The 19,916-nt window shown below is 71.8% G+C and carries 19 protein-coding genes, 1 pseudogene and 1 riboswitch; of the genes and pseudogenes, 10 read left to right on the top strand and 10 right to left on the bottom strand.

Features of this window, described 5'->3' with window-relative positions:
* Positions 1-144 precede the first annotated feature (144 nt).
* Positions 145-597, bottom strand: coding sequence for a GNAT family N-acetyltransferase (locus tag ABT08_RS07445; protein ID WP_056207851.1), 453 nt, complete (start codon positions 595-597; stop codon positions 145-147).
* Between the two features lie 184 nt (positions 598-781).
* On the opposite strand from ABT08_RS07445, the gene ABT08_RS07440 reads away from it, so the two are divergent.
* Positions 782-1,999 (top strand): NADP-dependent isocitrate dehydrogenase, encoded by a 1,218-nt coding sequence (locus ABT08_RS07440; protein ID WP_045245731.1) that lies wholly within the window; start codon positions 782-784, stop codon positions 1,997-1,999.
* 69 nt (positions 2,000-2,068) lie between these two features.
* Here ABT08_RS07440 and ABT08_RS07435 read toward each other — a convergent pair whose 3' ends face one another.
* Positions 2,069-3,487 (bottom strand): L,D-transpeptidase family protein, encoded by a 1,419-nt coding sequence (locus tag ABT08_RS07435; protein ID WP_056518632.1) that lies wholly within the window; start codon positions 3,485-3,487, stop codon positions 2,069-2,071.
* 94 nt (positions 3,488-3,581) lie between these two features.
* Positions 3,582-4,046, bottom strand: a complete 465-nt coding sequence (locus ABT08_RS07430) for a hypothetical protein (RefSeq protein ID WP_288114445.1) — start codon at positions 4,044-4,046, stop codon at positions 3,582-3,584.
* Between the two features lie 167 nt (positions 4,047-4,213).
* Here ABT08_RS07430 and ABT08_RS07425 point away from each other — a divergent pair, with 167 nt between their 5' ends.
* The 6 genes from ABT08_RS07425 (at position 4,214) to ABT08_RS07400 (ending at position 10,363) form a co-directional block, all read left to right on the top strand.
* On the top strand, positions 4,214-5,392 hold the full coding sequence (locus ABT08_RS07425; protein WP_288114443.1) for an ROK family transcriptional regulator: 1,179 nt from the start codon (positions 4,214-4,216) through the stop codon (positions 5,390-5,392).
* Positions 5,393-5,467: 75 nt separating this feature from the next.
* Positions 5,468-6,736, top strand: coding sequence for an extracellular solute-binding protein (locus ABT08_RS07420; protein WP_056207861.1), 1,269 nt, complete (start codon positions 5,468-5,470; stop codon positions 6,734-6,736).
* An 83-nt stretch (positions 6,737-6,819) separates the two neighbouring features.
* Positions 6,820-7,782 (top strand): carbohydrate ABC transporter permease, encoded by a 963-nt coding sequence (locus tag ABT08_RS07415; protein WP_288114439.1) that lies wholly within the window; start codon positions 6,820-6,822, stop codon positions 7,780-7,782.
* Positions 7,779-8,621, top strand: coding sequence for a carbohydrate ABC transporter permease (locus ABT08_RS07410; protein WP_137878290.1), 843 nt, complete (start codon positions 7,779-7,781; stop codon positions 8,619-8,621). The genes ABT08_RS07415 and ABT08_RS07410 overlap by 4 nt, the downstream gene beginning before the upstream one ends.
* A gap of 43 nt (positions 8,622-8,664) precedes the next feature.
* Entirely contained in the window at positions 8,665-9,591 is a 927-nt protein-coding gene (locus tag ABT08_RS07405) for an ROK family protein (RefSeq protein WP_288114436.1), read from the top strand.
* Positions 9,584-10,363, top strand: coding sequence for a glucosamine-6-phosphate deaminase (locus tag ABT08_RS07400; RefSeq protein ID WP_056207866.1), 780 nt, complete (start codon positions 9,584-9,586; stop codon positions 10,361-10,363). Before ABT08_RS07405 ends, ABT08_RS07400 begins: the two co-directional genes overlap by 8 nt.
* 10 nt (positions 10,364-10,373) lie before the next feature.
* On the opposite strand, the gene ABT08_RS07395 is transcribed toward ABT08_RS07400, so the two are convergent.
* The 5 genes and pseudogenes from ABT08_RS07395 to ABT08_RS07375 form a co-directional block, all read right to left on the bottom strand.
* Complete coding sequence (locus ABT08_RS07395) at positions 10,374-10,739, bottom strand: NUDIX hydrolase (RefSeq protein ID WP_273189867.1); 366 nt, start codon at positions 10,737-10,739, stop codon at positions 10,374-10,376.
* A 30-nt stretch (positions 10,740-10,769) separates the two neighbouring features.
* A pseudogene (locus ABT08_RS07390) lies at positions 10,770-12,134 on the bottom strand (FAD-binding oxidoreductase); the annotation flags it as partial.
* The gene (locus tag ABT08_RS07385; protein WP_045245874.1) at positions 12,131-12,505 is read right to left on the bottom strand and encodes a YrdB family protein; all 375 of its coding nucleotides are present in this window, start codon (positions 12,503-12,505) and stop codon (positions 12,131-12,133) included. The pseudogene ABT08_RS07390 and the gene ABT08_RS07385, both read right to left, overlap by 4 nt.
* The gene (gene nagA, locus ABT08_RS07380; protein WP_288114431.1) at positions 12,502-13,659 is read right to left on the bottom strand and encodes an N-acetylglucosamine-6-phosphate deacetylase; all 1,158 of its coding nucleotides are present in this window, start codon (positions 13,657-13,659) and stop codon (positions 12,502-12,504) included. The genes ABT08_RS07385 and nagA overlap by 4 nt, the downstream gene beginning before the upstream one ends.
* The gene (locus ABT08_RS07375; RefSeq protein WP_288114430.1) at positions 13,656-15,035 is read right to left on the bottom strand and encodes a beta-N-acetylhexosaminidase; all 1,380 of its coding nucleotides are present in this window, start codon (positions 15,033-15,035) and stop codon (positions 13,656-13,658) included. Before ABT08_RS07375 ends, nagA begins: the two co-directional genes overlap by 4 nt.
* Positions 15,036-15,091: 56 nt before the next feature.
* Positions 15,092-15,175: riboswitch (ZMP/ZTP riboswitch) on the top strand.
* A 37-nt stretch (positions 15,176-15,212) separates the two neighbouring features.
* Between ABT08_RS07375 and glyA the strand changes: the two genes are divergently transcribed.
* The 3 genes from glyA (at position 15,213) to ABT08_RS07360 (ending at position 18,136) form a co-directional block, all read left to right on the top strand.
* Positions 15,213-16,487: a serine hydroxymethyltransferase gene (gene glyA / locus ABT08_RS07370; RefSeq protein WP_288114428.1), complete on the top strand. Its 1,275-nt coding sequence runs from the start codon at positions 15,213-15,215 to the stop codon at positions 16,485-16,487.
* Positions 16,488-16,539: 52 nt separating this feature from the next.
* On the top strand, positions 16,540-17,424 hold the full coding sequence (locus tag ABT08_RS07365; RefSeq protein ID WP_288114426.1) for a bifunctional methylenetetrahydrofolate dehydrogenase/methenyltetrahydrofolate cyclohydrolase: 885 nt from the start codon (positions 16,540-16,542) through the stop codon (positions 17,422-17,424).
* A gap of 76 nt (positions 17,425-17,500) precedes the next feature.
* Positions 17,501-18,136 carry a TetR/AcrR family transcriptional regulator gene (locus tag ABT08_RS07360; protein ID WP_288114424.1) on the top strand — a complete coding sequence of 212 codons (636 nt, stop codon included), beginning with the start codon at positions 17,501-17,503 and terminating at the stop codon, positions 18,134-18,136.
* 186 nt (positions 18,137-18,322) lie between these two features.
* Here the strand turns inward: ABT08_RS07360 and ABT08_RS07355 are convergent, their stop codons facing one another.
* Both ABT08_RS07355 and hpaH read right to left on the bottom strand, forming a co-directional pair.
* Entirely contained in the window at positions 18,323-19,141 is an 819-nt protein-coding gene (locus tag ABT08_RS07355) for an aldolase/citrate lyase family protein (RefSeq protein WP_288114421.1), read from the bottom strand.
* Positions 19,126-19,911: a 2-oxo-hept-4-ene-1,7-dioate hydratase gene (hpaH, locus tag ABT08_RS07350; protein ID WP_045248198.1), complete on the bottom strand. Its 786-nt coding sequence runs from the start codon at positions 19,909-19,911 to the stop codon at positions 19,126-19,128. The genes ABT08_RS07355 and hpaH overlap by 16 nt, the downstream gene beginning before the upstream one ends.
* Positions 19,912-19,916 lie beyond the last annotated feature (5 nt).

Below are 19,916 nucleotides of genomic sequence, written 5' to 3'. Positions count from 1 at the left end.
CGGCCCGCCGACGTCCACCTCGGGCTCGCAAGCCCGACCATCCCCAACTTCGAAATCGAAGAAACCCTGCCAACTTCTTGACGCGGGACAGGGGGAGAGAGGGGGGAGAGGGGGAGAAGGGGGGATGCCGCGGCATCCGCCCGATCAGAGCGAGATCTCGGCGATCGTCTCGCCGAACTCGGTCTCGCCCACGGGGGTGAAGCCGACGCGGCGGAAGAAGGCCTCGGGGCCGCCGTCGCCCGGCTCGTAGATGACGGTGAGACGGCTCGAGCCGCGCGTGCGCGCCTCGGCGAGCAGGCCGTCGACGGCGAACCGCCCGATGCCCTTGCCCTGGTCGTCGGCGTCGACGTTGATGCGCCAGAGCACCGAGCGGAAGTGGTCCTGGAGGGCGTCCGGGTCGAAGTTGCCGCTCACGAAACCGACCACATCGTCACCCTCGAGCACGACGCGCTGCCAGGTGGTGGTGGGGTTCACGACGGTCGCGGCGATGCCGTAGCTCACCGGTGCGAGGAACTGCTCCTGCCCGGGTTTCAGCGACAGATTGTTCACGGCCACAATGGTGGCGGCGGAGAGCTCTTCCAGACGGAGGTCGGCCATGGTCACAGGCTAGCCCCTGTGCGGGTGCGTCCCAACGCCTGTGTGCGAACCTCACAAGAAGCCCATGGATGCCGCCGCCACCGGGGGTCGCGGCATCCATGAATTCTCTTGATATCGAGATACTTTCTCCGTGCGATAGGCTGGTCCGCGGTCTGAGAAGCGCACGAGAAGTGAGGATCCACCGGTGGAGAAGATCAAGGTCGAGGGAACGGTCGTCGAGCTCGATGGCGACGAGATGACCCGCATCATCTGGCAGTTCATCAAGGACTCCCTCATCCACCCGTACCTCGATGTGAACCTCGAGTACTACGACCTCGGCATCGAGCACCGCGATGCGACCGACGACCAGGTCACGATCGACGCGGCGCACGCGATCCAGAAGCACGGCGTGGGCGTCAAGTGCGCCACCATCACCCCCGACGAGGCCCGCGTCGAGGAGTTCGGCCTGAAGAAGATGTGGAAGTCGCCCAACGGCACGATCCGCAACATCCTCGGTGGCGTGATCTTCCGCGAGCCGATCATCATCTCCAACATCCCGCGTCTCGTTCCGGGCTGGAACAAGCCGATCATCATCGGCCGCCACGCCTTCGGCGACCAGTACCGCGCGACCGACTTCCGCTTCGCGGGCAAGGGCACGCTGACCGTCGAGTTCACCCCCGAGGACGGCAGCGAGCCGCTGAAGTTCGAGGTCTACCAGGCGCCCGGCGACGGCGTCGCCCAGGTGCAGTACAACCTCGACGCGTCGATCCGCGACTTCGCCCGCGCCTCGCTGAACTACGGTCTCGCGCGCAAGTTCCCGGTCTACCTCTCGACCAAGAACACGATCCTGAAGGCCTACGACGGCCGCTTCAAGGACCTGTTCCAGGAGGTCTACGACGCCGAGTTCAAGCAGGCGTTCGAGGCCGAGGGACTGCACTACGAGCACCGCCTCATCGACGACATGGTCGCCTCCTCGCTCAAGTGGGAGGGCGGCTACGTCTGGGCGTGCAAGAACTACGACGGTGACGTGCAGTCCGACACCGTCGCGCAGGGCTTCGGCTCGCTGGGCCTCATGACCTCCGTGCTCACCACCCCCGACGGCAAGATCGTCGAGGCGGAGGCCGCGCACGGCACCGTCACGCGTCACTACCGCCAGCACCAGCAGGGCAAGCCCACCTCCACCAACCCGATCGCCTCGATCTTCGCGTGGACGCGCGGCCTGCAGCACCGTGGCGTGCTCGACGGCAACCAGCCCCTCATCGAGTTCGCGGCCACCCTCGAGGACGTCGTGATCACCACGGTCGAGTCGGGCGCCATGACCAAGGACCTCGCGATGCTCGTCGGCCCTGAGCAGGCCTGGCAGACCACCGAGGACTTCCTCTCGACGATCGACGCGAACCTCAAGGCGCGCCTGGGCGCCTGAGACGTCACGACGAAGGGGGCGGATGCTGCGGCATCCGCCCCCTTCGTCGTGACAGGGGTCTACCCGGGCTCAGTAGTGCACGCTGACCTGCGTGCCGATCGGCGCCCAGGTGTAGACGAACTTCGCGTCGGGGATGCGCATGTTCACGCAGCCGTGGCTGACGCCGCGGATGCCGAACTCGTTGTGCCAGTAGGCGCCGTGCAGCGCCTCGTCCCCGTTGTAGTAGGAGACCCACGGCACGTTCTTGGTGCAATAGGTCGAGGTCGCCGTGCACCCCATGTCCTGCAGTGCGATGTGCGCGTAGATGCGGAAGTTGCCCGTCGAGGTCGGCGTGGACGGCTTGCCGGGGGAGACCGGGTAGCTCGCGACGACCTGCCCGTTCTCGTAGAGCGTCGTGGTGAGGGTGGTCAGGTTGACGTCGATGTTGCGGCTCACCGTCTCGGTCTGGAACGCGGTCTCGGCGACCTGGAGACGGTAGACGCCGGCGTCGGGGGATGTGGTGGCCGACCCGAGCTGCGACGCGAAGGCGGCGGCGATGCCGGTGGTGTCGCCGATCGAGCGGCCATTCGTGCCGTCGTTCTCGGTGCCCAGCTGCTTGCCCTGGAGGTCGGTGATGATCTTGGCGTTCACGGGCGCGGTGTCGACCGCCGCGGCGAGTCCGTCGACGGCCTTCTGGATGCCGGTGCGGTCGGCGGTCACCGTGAGGGCGCCGTTCGCGTCGCTGACCGTCAGCCACGAGGCGACCGTCGCGGCGTCGAGCGGGACCGTGCGCTCCTCGCCGACGTAGAAGCCGGCCGTGGAGAGCACATGGTTGAGGTTCGAGGCCACGGCGGTGGCGGCATCCGTGGTCACCGCGGGGCTGAGCGGCACGCGCTGGCCCGAGATCGTCGTCGCTGAGCGACCGTCGGTGAAGGCGCTCACGAGGGCGGCCGTCACGGCGGTCGCGTCGAGGCCGGAGCCTGCGACCGCCGGGGTCACGGTGTAGGCGCCGGATGCGCTGTCGAAGCCGACCGATGCATCGGTCGGCTCGGTGTTCTGGTCGGGGGCCGCGGCCGCGAGCACCTTGTGCACGGCTGCCGCGTCGACGGTCACGTTGACCGCGACCGGGGTGCCGTTCCACTGGGTGACGTTCCATGCCGGGCGGGTCTCGAACACCGACGAGGCGATCTCGGTGGCGTTCACCGTCGCACCCAGATCGGCACCGGTGACCGAGACGGTGCCCGCCGACGTCGTGATGTCGACCGTGGTCTCGGCGAGTCGCTGGGTGATGGCGGCGGCGGCGGACCCCGGCGTCATCCCGCCGACGGTGACACCGGCGACGGCGGTGCCCGGAGCGATGAGCACGAGCGATGCGGCGACGACCGCGACGACGGCGAGCGCGACGGCCGGCGCACCGATCCACCAGCCCAGGCGACGGCGCGCACGCGGCGGCTCGGCTGGCGCCCAGGCGTACTCGGGCTCCGGCGTGTGCGCGGACTCGTTGGACATCGGCAACCCCCTGCGATTCGTGCCTCCATGGTACGCGTGGGGCTGGAGGGGAAATGCCCGGTGAGGTCACATTCGCATCACACCGGGCAGGGGGTCAGGACACGCCGCAGACCTCGCCGAACCGCCCGAGCGCGCCCTGCATGTCGGCGGAGAGTCCGGCGAGGTCGTCGAGCTTGCTCGCGTCTCCGGCGGCCATCGCGGTCATGGCGTCGCCGACCGACGCGTAGAGCTCGATGAGTGGCACCACGGCCGCCGCGACCGCGTCGTTCGTGATCTGCGGCTGGGTGTCGCGCAGGCGCGCCGAGGCGTCGGCGAGAGCGGATGCCGCGGCCTGCGCGTCGCTCTGCTCGGAGACTCCGCTCCCCACGTCGGCGATCGTCGACGCGACGAGCGCGCAGGCCTCGGCGGTCGACTGGCCCGCGTCGCCGGGCTGGTCGACAGCGGTGCCGGAAGAGGCGGGCGCTGCGGCTCCGGTGCACCCGGTAGCGAGGAGGGCGACCACGAGGAGGAGTGCGGCGACCGCGCCGTTGCGGGCGCCGCGGCGGGGGGAAGCGGGCATGTCTCTGACCTCCAGACCGGGTCAGGCTACGGGCTGGCGCGGGAGCGTGTGCATCGTTCCCCACAGGACCGTGGCGCCGGCACGGCCACGTAACGGTTGTGTTAATCGTCGGCGGCGCGGGAAGGAAATGCTTGCGTCAAGTTTGTTCGTAAGGTGTACTAACAAACATGACGACGACGGATGTCCCGCGCAGCCCCTCCGGGCACGAGGGAGCAAGTGCTCTCGCCTTCGCCCCCGGTCGTGCCCTCCGGTCGGGCGTCAAGGTGCTCCCCGAGCACGCGCGCGCCCACAATCGATCCCTCGTCCTCCAGACGCTCTACCACCAGGGCGCGATGAGCCGGGCCGACCTCTCGCGGGAGACCGGCCTCACCCGCGTCACCATCTCCGACCTCGTCGCCGAGCTCATCGGCGACGGGCTCATGATCGAGAAGGGCGTGCGGGAGGACTCCCGGCCCGGAAAGCCCGCGATCCTCGTCGACATCCACCGCGACGGGCACCGCATCGTCGGCCTCGACCTCTCCGGTGCCGACGTCTTCCTCGGTGCGGTGCTCACCCTCGACGGCGACATCGTCGCGCGCGCCGAGCGGCCGCATCCGTCCGACCCCGCCGAGGTGCTCCCCACCGTCATCGACCTCGCCCGCCAGCTCGTCGGCGAGGCCCACGCCCCCGTGCTCGGCGTCGGCGTCGGCACCCCGGGCGTCGTCGACGACCGCGGCGTCGTGCTCACCGCCCCCAACCTCGGATGGGCCGGCTTCGACCTCGAGGGCGCCCTGAACGCCGCCCTCGACCTGCCCGTGCTCGTCGCCAACGACGCGAACGCCGCCGTGCTCGCCGAGTACACGTTCGGCGGCGCGGGCGACGACGTGCTGCTGGTCAAGGTCGGACGCGGTGTCGGCTCGGGACTGCTCGCGGGGGGCCAGCCCATGCGCGGCGCCCGCTTCGCCGCGGGCGAGCTCGGACACGTCACCGTCGGCACCGACGGCGGCCCCGTGTGCGCGTGCGGCAAGGTCGGCTGCCTCGAGGCGTGGCTTGCCGTGCCCGCGATCGAGGCGCGCATCGCCGCCGACCCGGCCGCGGGCGACACCGTGCTGCGTGAGGCGGGCGAACGGCTCGGCATCGCGCTCGCCCCCGTCGTCGGGGTGCTCGACCTGTCGGAGATCGTGCTCTCCGGCCCCACTGAACTCCTCGGCGGTGTGCTTGCGCAGGCCACCGCCGAGGCCCTCCGCACCCGAACGCTCGCGCCCTTCCATGAGGGCGTGCGGGTGCGGATGACGGCGCAAGGCGCGGACATCGTCCTGCGCGGCGCCGCCGTCATGGTGCTGACCGCCCGGCTCGGAGTCTCGTAGCCGGCGGTCGACCAGGAAGCAGGCGGCATCCGTCGCCACCACCCACCACACCAGAGAGAACACAGAAGGACACCCATGAAGAAGTCCCTCGGAGCGGTCGCCCTCCTCGGCGCCGCGGCCCTCGCGCTCAGCGGCTGCGCCGGCAGCGGCAGCGGCGGGTCGACCTCCAGCGGCCCTGCGCAGATCCGCGTCTGGCTCGTCGGAACGGACACCCCCCAGGAAGCCCGCGATTACCTCGTGAAGACGTTCGAGGCGCAGAACCCCGGTTCGACGCTCGTCATCGAACAGCAGCAGTGGACGGGCCTCGTCGACAAGCTCACCACGAGCCTGTCGTCGAACGACACCCCCGACATCGTCGAGATGGGCAACACCCAGGCCGCCGCCTTCACCTCGAGCGGCGCCCTCGCCTCGCTCGACGACATCAAGGACCAGCTGGGCGGCAGCGACCTGCTCCCCGGCTTCGTCGAGGCCGGGACGTACGACGGCACGCTCTACGCCGCCCCGTACTACTCCGGTGCCCGCGTCGTGTTCTACAACACGGCCCAGTACCAGCAGGCGGGCGTGTCAGTGCCGACGACGCTCGATCAGTACATCTCGAACGCGCAGACCCTCGCCCAGAAGCTCCCTGGCGTCTCGGGCGTGTACTTCCCCGGGAAGGACTGGTACAACGCGCTGCCGTTCATCTGGGCCAACGGCGGCGACATCGCCACGCAGGACTCGAGCGGCAAGTGGACCGCCCAGTTCGAGAGCGACGCGTCGGTGAAGGGCCTCCAGCAGGTGCAGGAGCTCATGAAGACCTCGCTCGCCCCCAAGGACGGCGACGAGACCGACGGCTGGGTGCCCTTCCGCACCGAGAAGGCCGCGACCTACTCCGCCCCCAGCTGGGCGTACTGGTCGATCGTCGCCGACGAGAACAAGGCGCCCACGGCTCTCGCCAACACGACCGGCTACTTCGCCCTCCCGGGCGCCGGCGGCGGTGTCGCCCCCGTCTTCGCGGGCGGCTCGAACATCGGCATCGCGGCGAAGTCGCAGCACCAGGACCTGGCCAAGAAGGCGCTCGAGATCATGCTCGGCACCGACTACCAGGGCCTGCTCGCCAAGGCCGGGCTCGTGCCGGCGCGCACCTCGCTCGGCGGCCAGGTCGCCGCGGCCACGCCCGAGCTCGCGAAGGTGATCGCCTCGGCGGCCGCCAACGCGAAGCTCACCCCGGCCTCGCCCAAGTGGGCGGATGTCGAGGCCAAGGGCATCCTGCAGGACTTCTTCGTGCAGCTGGCCAACGGCGGCGACGCGAAGACCCTGGCGACCGCGCTCGACCAGCAGATCGACAGCATCCTCAACGGATGACACACCCCGGGGCGCCCCGCATCGCGGGGCGCCCCGTTCCCTGCCCGGAATCCCCCCGACCCCCCGACGAGAGGAGGCGCGCGATGACCACCCAGCTCGCCCCGACGGCGACGGATGCCGCGCCCGGCCGCTCCGCCCGCCCCGCGCCGCCCGTCCGGCGCCGCCGTTCCCGCACCCCGTGGGTGCTGCTGCTGCCGGCGTTCATCATGCTGGCCGTGTTCATCGGCTGGCCGCTGGTGCAGCTGATCGTGATGTCGTTCCAGAAGTTCGGGCGCGAGCAGATCTTCGGGAAGCCCCCGCTGTTCGTGGGCCTCGAGAACTACGGGCGGGTGCTCAGCGACCCCGAGTTCTGGACCGTGCTCGCCCGCAGCGTCGTGCTGTGCGTCGTGAGCGTGACCGCCACCATGATCCTCGGCGTGCTGATCGCGGTGCTCATGACGAAGCTGCGCGCGGTCATGCGCACCGCCGTCTCGGTCGCACTGCTGCTCGCCTGGGCGATGCCGGCCCTCACCGCCACGATCGTGTGGGGCTGGATCTTCGACACCCAGTACGGTCTCGTGAACTGGGTGCTCACCCGGGTGACGGGCCAGGACTGGACGGGCCACAGCTGGCTGATCGACCCGGTGAGCTTCTTCACGGTCGCCGCCATCATCATCACGTGGGGCGCCGTGCCGTTCGTCGCCTTCACCGTCTACGCCGGTCTCACCCAGGTGCCCGATGAGGTGCTCGAGGCGGCCGCGCTCGACGGGGCCGGCGGGCTCCAGCGGTTCCGCCTCGTGGTCTTCCCCTACCTCCGCTCGATCCTCACGGTGCTGCTGATCCTGCAGATCATCTGGGATCTGCGCGTGTTCGCGCAGATCTACGCCCTGCAGACGGTGGGCGGCGTGCGCGCCGACACGAACACGATCGGCGTCTACATCTACAGCGTCTCGATGGCCTCGGGCGACCTCGGCGCGGGCGGGGCGATCAGCGTCATCCTCGTCGTCATCATGCTCGCCCTCTCGGCGTACTACATCCGCTCCATGCTCAAGGAGGACCGCGCGTGAGCGCCCTCGCCCGCCGACGCACCTCCCGCGTGCTGTTGAACGCCGCCGCGGTCGTCGTGATCGCGTTCTCGATCTTCCCGGTCTACTGGATGGTCAACACCTCGCTGCTGCCGGGGTCCGCCATCAAGAGCGACACCCCGCACCTGTGGCCCGACCTGTTCACGGTGCAGAACTACGTCACCGCGCTCGGCTCCAGCGGCTTCGGCGCGGCCCTGCTCACGAGCGTCGTCGTGACGGTCGTGACGGTCGCCGCCGCCCTCGTCTTCGCCTTCCTCGCGGCGATCGTGCTGTCGCGGTTCCGCTTCCGCGGGCGCACCGCGATCATCGTGACGGTGCTCGTCGTGCAGATGATCCCTGCGGAGTCGATGATCATCTCGACCTTCCGCGTGCTCGACGGCTGGCACCTCGTGAACACGATGATCGGGCTGTCGCTCGTCTACATCGCGCTCGTGCTGCCGTTCACGATCTGGACCCTGCGGGGGTTCGTCGCCGGCATCCCCGCCGACCTCGAGGAGGCGGCGATGATCGACGGCTGCAGCCGTACCGGCGCGTTCTGGCGGGTGACGTTCCCCCTGCTCGCCCCGGGACTCGTCGCCACCGGCGTGTTCGCGTTCATCCAGGCGTGGAACGAGTTCGTGTTCGCGCTCGTGATCATGACCCGCCCCGAATCGCAGACGCTGCCGATCTGGCTGCGCAGCTTCGTGCAGGCCACGAAGGCGACCGACTGGTCGGTCGTGATGGCCGCGTCCACCCTCATGGCTATCCCCGTGATCGTGTTCTTCCTGATCGTGCAGCGGCGCATGGCCGCGGGCCTCGTGTCGGGGGCGGTCAAGGGATGACCCGGATGCCGCGCAGCGCCCCTCCTCGCGGGGGAGGCGCCTCATGAGGGTGGGCCTCGACGTCGGCGGTACGAAGACCGACGCCGTCGCCGTCGACGACGCGACCGGGGAGGTGGTCGTGCGGGTGCGCCGCCCGACGCGAGTGGGCCCGGAGGGCGTCGTTCGCACGATCGTCGACACGGTGCACGACCTCGCCGGCGAGCTCGGCGTCGCCGTCGCGTCGTTCGCCTCGGTGGGGGTCGGGCTTCCGGGCCAGGTGGACGACCGCGGCGAGCGGGTCGCGCACGCGGTCAATCTGGGGCTCGAGCGGCTGGAGGTGGCATCCGTCGTCGCGTCTGTGCTCGGCACGCCGGTGCGGGTAGAGAACGACGTGAAGGCGGCCGCGCTCGGCGCCTACGCGATCGAACGGCTCGACCGCAGCATGGCCTACCTGAACCTCGGCACGGGCGTGGCCGCCGGCATCGTCGTCGACGGCGACCTGTGGCGCGGTGCACGGGGGGCGGCGGGCGAGGTGGGCCACGTGTCCATCGATCCGCGCGGGCCCGCGTGCCGTTGCGGCCAGCGCGGATGCATCGAGGCCCTCGCCGGAGGCGGGGCGATCGCCGAGAGGTGGGGGCGCGCGGCCGTGCTGCCGGTGCGCGACGTGTTCGACGCTGCCGACGCCGGCGATCCGCGGGCGGTCGAGCTGCGCGACGGCCTCGCGCGCGGCGTCGCCGCCGCCGTGCGCCTGCTGGTGCTGACGTGCGACGTCGACACCGTCGTGCTCGGCGGCGGGCTGACCGCCCTGCGCGAGCGCCTCACCGTGCCGGTGCAGGCGGCGCTCGACGAGGGCACCGCGGCATCCGGATTCCTCCGTTCCCTCGACGTGCCCGCCCGGCTGCGTCTGCTGCCCCCGGCCTCGCCGGCGCCCGCCTTCGGTGCGGCGCTCGTCGGCGCCGCCGCGACCCGGAGGGCGATGACCCATGGCTGAGATCGTGATCCTCCCCGACGCGGATGCCGCGGGCTCCCTCGTCGCCCGCGAGATCGCCGCCCTCATCGCCCGCACGCCCGACGCGGTGCTGGGGCTCGCGACCGGTTCCACGCCGCTGCCGGTCTACCGCGCCCTCGCGCGGCTCGTTGCCGACCTCGACGTGTCGCGGGTGCGCGGCTTCGCGCTCGACGAGTACGTCGGGCTCGAGCCGGGGCATCCCGAGTCGTACCGCGCGGTCATCACGCGCGAGGTGGTCGAGCCGCTGGGCCTCGACCCCGACCGGGTGCGCACGCCCGACGGGGCGCTCGAGGGCATCGCGCACGCCGGCGCCGACTACGAACGGGCGATCGCCGAGGCGGGCGGGGTGGATCTGCAGATCCTCGGCATCGGCTCCGACGGGCACATCGGCTTCAATGAGCCGGGCTCGTCGTTCGCCTCGCTCACGCGCGTGAAGACCCTGACGGCGCAGACGCGGCGCGACAACGCGCGCTTCTTCGCGTCCCCGGACGACGTGCCGATGCACTGCATCACGCAGGGACTCGGCACGATCCTGCGGGCGCGCCACCTGGTGCTCCTCGCGTTCGGCGAGGGCAAGGCGGCGGCGGTCGCCGGCGCGGTCGAGGGACCGCTGTCGGCCTCGGTGCCCGGGTCGGCGATCCAGCTGCACCCGCACGCCACGGTCGTGATCGACGAGGCCGCGGCGTCGGCGCTGGGCGACGCCGACTACTACCGCTACGCCTGGGCGAACAAGCCGGCCTGGCAGGGTCTGTGACCGGAGCCGCTCACTCCCACGCGAGTCGCAGCAGGTGATTGCGGCTGAGGTTCGCGAGCGGGGTGGATGCGGCATCCGCCGCGGTCAGCCAGCGCAGCTCCTCGATCTCCCCGCCGCGCGCGACGTCGGCATGGCGCACCCGCACCCGGAACGCGTCGGCCACGACCGTGTGGCCGGGCTCGTTCGCCGCTAGATCGCGGAACACTCCGAGCGGCTCGACCTGCGCCGGGTCGACGTGCACGCCGATCTCCTCCGCGATCTCCCGCACGAGCGCCGTCGTGGCGTCCTCGCCGGCCTCGGGCTTCCCGCCCGGCTGCTGGAACACGACCGCACCGGCCTTGCGCACCACGACCGCCCGGCCGTGCTCGTCGATCACGACGCCGGCGCTCACCCGGATCTCGGGGGCCGGCTCGAACACCTTCCCCGGGTTGAGGATGCCGGCCGGATCGAACGCCTGCCGCACGCGCTGCTGCAGCTGCCACTGGGCGTCGCCGAGCTCGTCGCGCAGCCACCGGCGCTTCAGCACTCCGACGCCGTGCTCGCCGGTGAGGGTGCCGCCGAGCCGCAGCGCCGCCTGGAACAGCGCGTCCGCCGCCTCCCAGACCGCCGGGGGCACCTCGGGTCCGTCGAAGATGAAGTTGGGGTGCAGGTTGCCGTCACCGGCATGCGCGACCGCGGGGATGCGCAGTCCGTAGCGCGCCTCGACGGCCGCGATCTCGTCGAACATCGCCGCCAGCTGCGAGCGGGGCACCGAGACATCCTCGATGAGGGTCGTGCCGAGCCGCGCCATCGCGGGGTGCATCGACCGGCGGATGCGCAGCAGCTCCTCGCCGCGGGCGGCGTCGGTGGTCACCTCGACCTCGCCGCCGTGCGCCGCGAGGATCTGCGCGACCTCGGCGGCCTCGGCGGCGGCCGCGGGGCCGTCGGTCTGGATGGTCAGCTGCGCGGCGCCCGCGGGCGGCGGCGCGAGCTCGAGCAGGTCGTGCACGGCCGCGAGGCTCGCGGCATCCATCAGTTCCATGATGGCGGGCTGCACTCCGGCGGCCGTGACGGCGGCGGACGCCGCGGCAGCGGTGCGCACGTCGGCGAACACCGCCGCGATCGTCGAGACCTCGCCGGGCACGCGACGGCGCAGCTTCAGGGTCGCGCCGACGATGACGCCGAGGGTTCCCTCCGACCCGATGAGCAGCGATGTGAGGTCGTAGCCGGTGACGCCCTTCACGGTGCGGTGGCCGAGGTGCAGCAGGGTGCCGTCGGCGAGCACCGCGTCGACCCCGAGTACCGCGTCGCGCACGACGCCGTACTTCGCGCACAGCAGGCCGCCGGCGCCGGTCGCGATGTTGCCGCCCACGGTCGAGATCGCGCGGGAGGCCGGGTCGGGCGCCCACCACAGGCCGTACGGGGCGAGATGGGCGTCGAGGTCGGCGTTGACGATGCCCGGCTCGACGACGGCGATGAGGTCGTCGGGCCGCACCTCGAGCACCCGGTCCATGTGGCGCACCGACAGGGCGATCTCGCCGCCGCCGGCGTTCGCGCCGCCCGCGAGACCCGTGCCGGCGCCACGGGTGACGACGGGGGTGCCGGTGGCGCTCGCGATGCGCAGCACCTGCTGCACGTCGGCGACCGATCGGGCCTCGACGACGCACAGCGGCGGGGCGGATGCCGCGTGGCCCGACGCGTCCGCACGGGCGGCCTCACGGGCGGCGACGCTCACGTCGACGCGGCCGGGCAGCGTCTGCTGCAGCCGGGCGACGACGTCGGCCGCGCTCATCCCAGGCGCCGCAGGCCCGCGATGAGTCCGACCGTCACCGCGACGATGCCGTAGCCGAGGCCGACCCACGCGAGCCCCATCGACCAGAAGGCGATCGTGGCGCTCACGTAGACGAGCAGCTCGACGGCGGCGCGCACGAACGGGTGCACCCGCAGCACCGCGCGGGGGCTGACGAAGAGCGCCCACAGCAGGATCGCCACGACGGGCGCGCCGATGCCGACGACGATGTTCCACGGGAACGGCCAGGCGGCGAAGCCCCAGAAGGCGAGCACGACGAACGCGATGATCTCGCACAGGAACGCCAGCAGGTCGAGCGGCGTCAGGGCGGGGCGGGTGCCCGCGGGAAGCGGCGCGTCGGTCGGAGAACTCACGCCGTCAAGTCTAGATTCGCGCCCGCCGTCCAGACGCCGCGCACGGTGAGGCGCGCATCGAGCAGCACAGCATCGGCGAGGCGGCCCGGTGCGAGCGCGCCGAGGTCGTCGCGGGCGATCGCGCGGGCGGGCGCCCCGGTGAGGGCCTCGACCGCGACGGGAAGGGAGACGCCCGCGGCGACAGCGGTGCGCAGCGCGGCGTCCTGCGTGAGGGTGGAGCCGGCGATCGTGCCGTCCCCGGCGAGGCGTGCGACGCCGTCGGTCACGTCGACGTCGAGCGCGCCGAGCAGGTACCGCCCGTCGCCGGAGCCCGCGGCCGCCATCGCGTCGGTGATGAGCGCGACGCGTCGGGGCGCGGCATCCATCAGCACGCGGATGAGTGCCGGATGCACGTGCACGCCGTCGGCGATCGCCTCGATCGTGACACCGTCGCGGGCCAGTGCCGCCCCCAGCGGCCCCGGCGCGCGGTGGCCGAGCCCGGGCATGGCGTTGAACGCGTGGGTGACGAGGCTCGCCCCGGCGTCGAAGGCGGCGGATGCCTCATCCCATCCGGCCTCGGTGTGTCCGACGGCGACCGCGACCCCCGCTGACACGAGGCGTCGCACGGCGTCAAGCCCGCCGGGGAGTTCGGGGGCGAGCGTCACCTGCACGATCGTGTCGTCGCCCGCGGCGAGGAACGCGTCGAGCAGATGCGGGGTCGGCGGCGTGAGGAGGGCCGCTTCGTGGGCGCCGCGCCGGGCGGGCGCGAGGAAGGGACCCTCGAGGTGCGAGCCGAGGATGTCGGCATCGGTGCGGGTCAGCTCCGCCACCATCGCGGCGCGGCGGGCGAGCAGCGGCGGCGGCGCGGTCACGAGCGAGACCACCGCCCGGGTCGTGCCGTGCGCACGGTGCAGGGCGCGTGCCGCCCGCACGTCGTCGGGGCCGTCGTCGTAGGCGTGACCCGCGCCGCCGTGCCCGTGCAGGTCGAGGAACCCGGGCGTGAGCACGGCACCGGGGCCGGCGGCATCCGTCGCGTCGACCACGCGCTCTGCGGGTTCCCACCCGTCGCCGGTGCCGATCGCGACGACCTGCGCGCCCTCGAACCGCACCCACGCGTCGGCGGTCTCGACTCCGGCCGTGACGAGCCGGGCCGAGTGGATCACCGTGCTCGTCATGAGACGCCTCCGAGCGGACGCCACGCGATGCGCGCGACCCGCCCGTGGAAGTCGGCCGCGTCGATGCCGCGCGGTGACCACGCCTTCTCGGCCGCCGACGCGAGCCGCGGCCAGATGAGGCGGTCGATGTCGGCGGCGGTGCGCACCGTCTCGGTCCACATCGCGGCCTCGACCCCGAGGATGTCCGCTTCGGCGACGCCGGGGACGACCTCCGCCGGGTCCCAGTCGTACGAGCGTTCGAGGCTCGTCGGGCCGTCAGCCCAGGTGAGGCCGAGCGGCTCGTCGGCGTCGGGCTTCATGTCGAGGTAGATCGCGTCGGCCGGAGAGAGGATGACGCGGCCCCCGCGTCGCACGAATCCGCGGGCCTTCTCGTCCATCCCCTCGATCGGGGTGCGGAAGCCCCAGTACTGCCCGATGGTGCCTTCGGGCAGGTCGGGCGTGGCGCCCGCCTCGTGCCAGGTCACGGGGATCTTGCCGGCCTCGATCACGAGCCGGGCGGCGCGTGCGACGAATCGGTCGAAGTCGGCGCGGTCGGTGCCGAGCGCCTCGTCGCCGCCGAGGTGCAGGTAGGGGCCGGGGGTCAGCGCGGCGAGCTCGCCGACGACGTCGCGCACGAAGTCGTACGTCTCCTCGAGGTCGGTGCGCAGCGACGAGAACCCCACCGCGAACCCGGTGTACGGCTCGTCGCGTGTCGGCACCCCGCCGCCGTAGGCGGCGACGACCTCGTCGATGTGCGGGCTCAGTACGGGGTCGCACGCGATGTCGGGGTAGGCGAGCGAGACGGCGTGGGTGTGTCCGGGCATGTCGATCTCGGGCACGACGGTCATGTGCCGGGAGGTCGCGTGGGCGACGATCGTGCGGTAGTCGTCGGCCGTGTAGAAGCCGCCCGCATCGCCGAGGGCCGCTGTCGCGCTCGCGCGCTCGGTGAGGAGGGGCCGCGTCGCCATCGCCAGGCGCCAGCCCTGGTCGTCGCTCAGATGCAGGTGCAGCACGTTGAGCTTCAGGTCGCTGAGCCGGTCGATGAGGGCCGTCACGACCTCGACCGGGAAGAAGTGGCGCGCGACGTCGAGCATGAACCCGCGGTGCCGGAACCGCGGGGCATCCTCGATCTCGATGGCGGGCACGACCCAGCCCTCGCCGTCGCGGGTGGCGAGCTGCGCGAGGGTGCGACCGGCGTAGAACACGCCCGCGTCGTCGGCGGCGGAGATCTCGATGCCGGACTCGTCGACCCGGAGCCGGTACGACTCCGCGGCCCCCGGGTGGCGCGTGACGATCACCCCGTGGGCGCCCGGCTCGGGCGCCGCGACGCCGCGCCACGGCGCGGTGCCGGCGACCCGGGTGACGAGCGGGCGGGGGAGCAGCGCGGCATTCGTCATGTAAGGAACCCTAACAAACTACGGATGCCTCGCCCAGACCCTCCGATCCGATATGCTCGACCCGTCGCGACTGGCGTTGAGGTGGGACACCACCGGGGAGCGACCGACACGGTTATCGACCGCACGCCTGGGCCGATACGGAACCCCTTTTTTCCGAACCGTCGTCAGGAGATCGCCATGACCGATTCGTACTTCAACGCCCCGCTCGCCGAGGTCGACCCCGAGATCGCGCAGGTGCTCGACCGAGAGCTCGGGCGTCAGCAGGGCTACCTCGAGATGATCGCCTCCGAGAACTTCGTTCCCGTCTCGGTGCTGCAGTCGCAGGGCTCGGTGCTGACCAACAAGTACGCCGAGGGCTACCCCGGACGTCGCTACTACGGCGGCTGCGAGGAGGTCGACGTCGCCGAGGAGCTGGCGATCGCCCGCGCCAAGGCGCTCTTCGGTGCCGAGTTCGCCAACGTGCAGCCCCACTCGGGCGCCACCGCGAACGCCGCCGTGCTGCACGCGATCGCCCGCCCCGGCGACACGCTGCTCGGCCTCTCGCTCGACCAGGGCGGCCACCTCACTCACGGCATGAAGATCAACTTCTCGGGCCGCCTCTACAACATCGTCGCCTACGGCGTCGACCCGGAGACCTCGCTCATCGACATGGACGAGGTGCACCGTCTCGCGGTCGAGCACCAGCCGAAGGTCATCATCGCCGGCTGGTCCGCCTACCCCCGCCACCTCGACTTCGCGCGCTTCCGTGCGATCGCCGACGAGGTCGGCGCACTCCTCTGGGTCGACATGGCCCACTTCGCCGGGCTCGTCGCCGCGGGCGTGCACCCCTCGCCCGTTCCGCACGCGCACGTCGTCTCCTCGACCGTGCACAAGACCATCGGCGGCCCCCGCTCGGGCTTCATCCTCACCAACGACGCCGAGCTCGCGAAGAAGATCAACTCTGCCGTCTTCCCGGGCCAGCAGGGCGGCCCGCTCATGCACGTGATCGCCGCGAAGGCCACCGCGTTCAAGCTCGCCGGCACACCGGAGTTCAAGGACCGCCAGGAGCGCACCGTGCGCGGTGCGGCCCTCATCGCCGACCGGCTCAGCCAGGCCGACGTCGCCGGCGCCGGCATCACCGTGCGCTCCGGCGGCACCGACGTGCACCTCGTGCTCGTCGACCTCCGCAACGCGGAGCTCGACGGCAAGCAGGCCGAAGACCTGCTGCACGAGATCCACATCACCGTCAACCGCAACGCGGTGCCCAACGACCCGCGTCCGCCGCTGGTCACCTCGGGCCTGCGCATCGGCACCCCGGCGCTCGCGACCCGCGGCTTCGGCGACGCCGAGTTCACCGAGGTCGCCGACATCATCGCGCTCGCGCTCGTGCCCGGCGCCGACCTCGAGGCGCTGCGCACCCGCGTCGCTGCCCTCACCACGGCCTTCCCGCTCTACGACGGCCTGCAGCAGTAAATCCGCTTCCGGGCGCGGGGGCTGTGGCCCCAGCGCCACGAAAGGACGACCCGTGACAGCAGAACGACTCGACGGCAGGGCCACCGCCGCCGCCATCAAGGACGAGCTGCGGGTGCGCGTGGCCGCGCTCGCCGTGCAGGGCGTGGTGCCCGGCATCGCGACCGTGCTCGTCGGCGCCGACCCCGCCTCCCAGCTCTACGTCGGCATGAAGCACCGCGAGGCGGAGGCGATCGGCATGGCCTCACTCCACGTCGAACTGCCGGGCGACGCCACGCAGGACGATGTGGAAGCGGCGATCGACGCGCTCAACGCCGACCCGGCGTGCCACGGCTACATCGTGCAGCTCCCGCTCCCCGGGCACCTCGACACCGAGCGGGTGCTCGAGCACATCGACCCCGCGAAGGACGCCGACGGGCTGCACCCGACCAATCTCGGCCGACTCGTGCTCAACGTCAACGGCACGATCACCAGCCCCCTCCCGTGCACGCCGCGGGCGGTCATCGAGCTGCTGCAGCGCAACGGCTACGACCTGAACGGCAAGGATGTCGCGGTCGTCGGCCGCGGCGTCACGATCGGCCGGTCGATCGGTCTACTGCTCACCCGCCGCGAGATCAACGCGACGGTGACCCTCACCCACACCGGCACGCGGGACCTCGGAGCGCACCTGCGGCAGGCCGACGTCATCGTCGCCGCGGCGGGCGTGGCCCACCTCGTGCGGGCCGAGCACGTGAAGCCGGGCGCTGCGGTGCTCGATGTCGGCGTCACCCGCGAGCGGGATCCCGAGACCGGCAAGTCGATCGTCTACGGCGATGTGGCCCCGGATGTCGCGGACGTCGCCGGCTTCCTCTCCCCGAACCCCGGCGGGGTGGGACCGATGACCGTGGCGCTGCTGCTGACGAACGTCGTCGAGGCCGCCGAGCGGGCCGTCGCATCCTGACGCAACCCTACGGTCGGCTCCCTCCCGGGTGCGCGTGGCAGAGTGGTCCCACGCCGCGGGCGGAAGGACAGCAGTAATGAGTGAGGTCGCCACCAAGCGGGCCTACGACTCGTCGGGCCGGCGCAAGGCAGCCGAAGAGCGCAGCAGACGGATCCTCGAAGCCGCGGCGCGCCACTTCGACGAGTTGGGCTGGCCGGGCACGACGATCGCCGCGATCGCCGCCGAGGCGGATGTCTCCGAGAATCTCGTGTTCCAGAGGTTCTCGTCGAAGTTCGATCTCCTGATGGCGGTGATGAGGGCCGGTGCATTCGGCCGCGCCCCCGACCTGCGCGGCGCGCTCGCCGAGCTCGACATGTCCGCCATCGCCGACCCCGGTGAGCGCCTCGAGCGCTTCCTCGACCTCGCGTGCGCCGCCGTGCCGCACTTCGCGCATTACGCGATCGTGTGGGCGCAGGCGTCCGCGTCCGATGACCGGGCCCGGGATCAGATGGATGCCGCGGCCCGCGCCCATCGCGACAACGTCCTCACTGTCGTGCGGGGCCTCACGGGAAGGCCGGACACCCCGGCGGATCTCGTGGACCGGGTGACCGTCGCGACCTCGGCGGAGACCTACCTCCAGTTCGCCCAGCTCGGGTGGGAGATGTCGTCGTACCGGGTGTGGCTGCGTGCCACGCTGCGGGGCATCCTGGCACTCGATCGAATCGTTACGTAAGCACCTTCCCTCGGGCCGCCTGCGCTCGTATATTCAGAGGAGTCCGCTCGTGTCAATTCGCGGCGGACCGTCGACCCGGGGGTAGCGGGGTGGCGGGGGGTGTCGAGAGCGCCGGGGGTTCTCGACACCCCCGTCGACAACCCCCGGGGGTTCTCGACACCCCCCGCCCTTTCCGTCAGCGACGCGTCAGTAGCCGGCGCGGGGCGCCGCGTCGTCGCCCGGCACGAAGCGGGCGGCGAGGGCCTCGGAACCGCGGGCGAGCAGGGTGACATCGGCGCCCACGAGCACGAACGACGCGCCCGTGGCGATGTAGGCATCGGCGACAGCCGGGTCGAACGCGTTCACGCCGACCGGCTTCCCGGCCGCGCGGACCGCGTCGAACGCCCGGTGCACGGCCGCCACGACATCGGGATGCGTCTGCTGGCCGAGCACGCCCATCGATGCCGCCAGGTCGCTCGGACCCACGAACACACCGTCGACGCCGTCGACCGCTGCGATCTCGGCGGCCGCGGCCACGCCCTCGGCCGTTTCGATCTGCACCAACAGCGAGACGTGCCGGTCGGCGTCGGCGAGATAGTCGTCGACGCGGTTCCAGCGTGCCGAGCGGGCGAGCGCCGAGCCGACGCCGCGGCGACCGCGGGGCGGGTAGCGCACATCGGCGACGAGCTCGGCGGCCTGCGCGGCCGAGGACACCATCGGCACGAGCACCGTCTGCGCGCCGAGATCGAGCACCTGCTTGATGGTGACGGTGTCGCCGATCGGCACCCGTACGACGGATGTCACGGGGTACGCCGCCACCGCCTGCAGCTGCGCGAGCACATCGGCGAGCCCGTTGGGGGAGTGCTCCATGTCGATGAGCACCCAGTCCAGGCCCGACCCCGCACAGATCTCGGCGACGAGCGGCGAGCCGGTGCAGGCCCAGATGCCCGCCAGTGCGCGCGGCGACGAAGAGGCGCGCTGCGCCGCGAGCACATCGCGCAGGGTCGGGGTCAGGCGAAGCGGCACGAGATGACCCCCAGCGGTCCGTAGTCGGCGAGCACGGTGTCGCCGCGCGAGATCCACGTCGGGCGGGTGAACGAGCCCGCCAGGATGATCTCCCCCGCCTCGAGCCGGGCGCCGTGCTGGTGCAGCTTGTTCGCGAGCCACGCCACCCCGAGGGCGGGGTGGCCGAGGATGCCGGCCGCGACACCGGTCTCCTCGATCGTCTCGTTGCGGTACAGCAGGGCCGAGATCCAGCGAAGGTCGACAGCGTCGGGGGCGACCGGCGACCCGCCCAGCACCATGCCGCCGTAGGCGGCGTTGTCGCTGATGGTGTCGACGATCGTGCGCCCGTCGAGCTCGATGTGGGAGTTCAGCACCTCGAGTGCCGGTGTCACGTACTCGGTCGCCCGCAGCACGTCGAACACCGAGCAGTGCGGACCCTCGAGAGGGGCGGCCAGCACGAACGCCAGCTCGACCTCGATGCGCACGTTCGAGAACGCGTCGAACGGGATCGTCGCGCCGCTCTCCCACACCGTGTCGTCGAACATCACTCCGTAGTCGGGCTCGGTGATGCCGGTCGCCTGCTGCATCGCCCGCGACGTCAGCCCGATCTTGCGGCCGACGAGGCGACGGCCCGCCGCAAGGCTGCGGTCGCGCCATACGCCCTGGATCGCGTACGAGTCCTCGACGGTCGCGTCGGGGTGGCGCGCCGTGATGCGCGGCACGACACGCTTCTCGCGGTCGGCGACCGCGAGCTCCTCGGCGAGCGAGGCGATGACCTCGGGGGGCAGCATCCGGA

Source organism: Microbacterium sp. SCN 71-21 (assembly GCF_001725695.1).
Taxonomy (GTDB): Bacteria; Actinomycetota; Actinomycetes; order Actinomycetales; family Microbacteriaceae; genus Microbacterium; species Microbacterium ginsengisoli.
This window is presented reverse-complemented; position numbering and strand designations above follow the sequence as displayed.

Bases quoted from the DNA above. Each gene is read 5' to 3' on its own strand.
- ABT08_RS07445 (WP_056207851.1), bottom strand. From the start codon at position 597: ATGGCCGACCTCCGTCTGGAAGAGCTCTCCGCCGCCACCATTGTGGCC.
- ABT08_RS07435 (WP_056518632.1), bottom strand. From the start codon at position 3,487: ATGTCCAACGAGTCCGCGCACACGCCGGAGCCCGAGTACGCCTGGGCG.
- ABT08_RS07430 (WP_288114445.1), bottom strand. From the start codon at position 4,046: ATGCCCGCTTCCCCCCGCCGCGGCGCCCGCAACGGCGCGGTCGCCGCA.
- ABT08_RS07425 (WP_288114443.1), top strand. From the start codon at position 4,214: ATGACGACGACGGATGTCCCGCGCAGCCCCTCCGGGCACGAGGGAGCA.
- ABT08_RS07420 (WP_056207861.1), top strand. From the start codon at position 5,468: ATGAAGAAGTCCCTCGGAGCGGTCGCCCTCCTCGGCGCCGCGGCCCTC.
- ABT08_RS07415 (WP_288114439.1), top strand. From the start codon at position 6,820: ATGACCACCCAGCTCGCCCCGACGGCGACGGATGCCGCGCCCGGCCGC.
- ABT08_RS07405 (WP_288114436.1), top strand. From the start codon at position 8,665: ATGAGGGTGGGCCTCGACGTCGGCGGTACGAAGACCGACGCCGTCGCC.
- ABT08_RS07400 (WP_056207866.1), top strand. From the start codon at position 9,584: ATGGCTGAGATCGTGATCCTCCCCGACGCGGATGCCGCGGGCTCCCTC.
- nagA (WP_288114431.1), bottom strand. From the start codon at position 13,659: ATGACGAGCACGGTGATCCACTCGGCCCGGCTCGTCACGGCCGGAGTC.
- ABT08_RS07375 (WP_288114430.1), bottom strand. From the start codon at position 15,035: ATGACGAATGCCGCGCTGCTCCCCCGCCCGCTCGTCACCCGGGTCGCC.
- glyA (WP_288114428.1), top strand. From the start codon at position 15,213: ATGACCGATTCGTACTTCAACGCCCCGCTCGCCGAGGTCGACCCCGAG.
- ABT08_RS07360 (WP_288114424.1), top strand. From the start codon at position 17,501: ATGAGTGAGGTCGCCACCAAGCGGGCCTACGACTCGTCGGGCCGGCGC.
- hpaH (WP_045248198.1), bottom strand. From the start codon at position 19,911: ATGCTGCCCCCCGAGGTCATCGCCTCGCTCGCCGAGGAGCTCGCGGTC.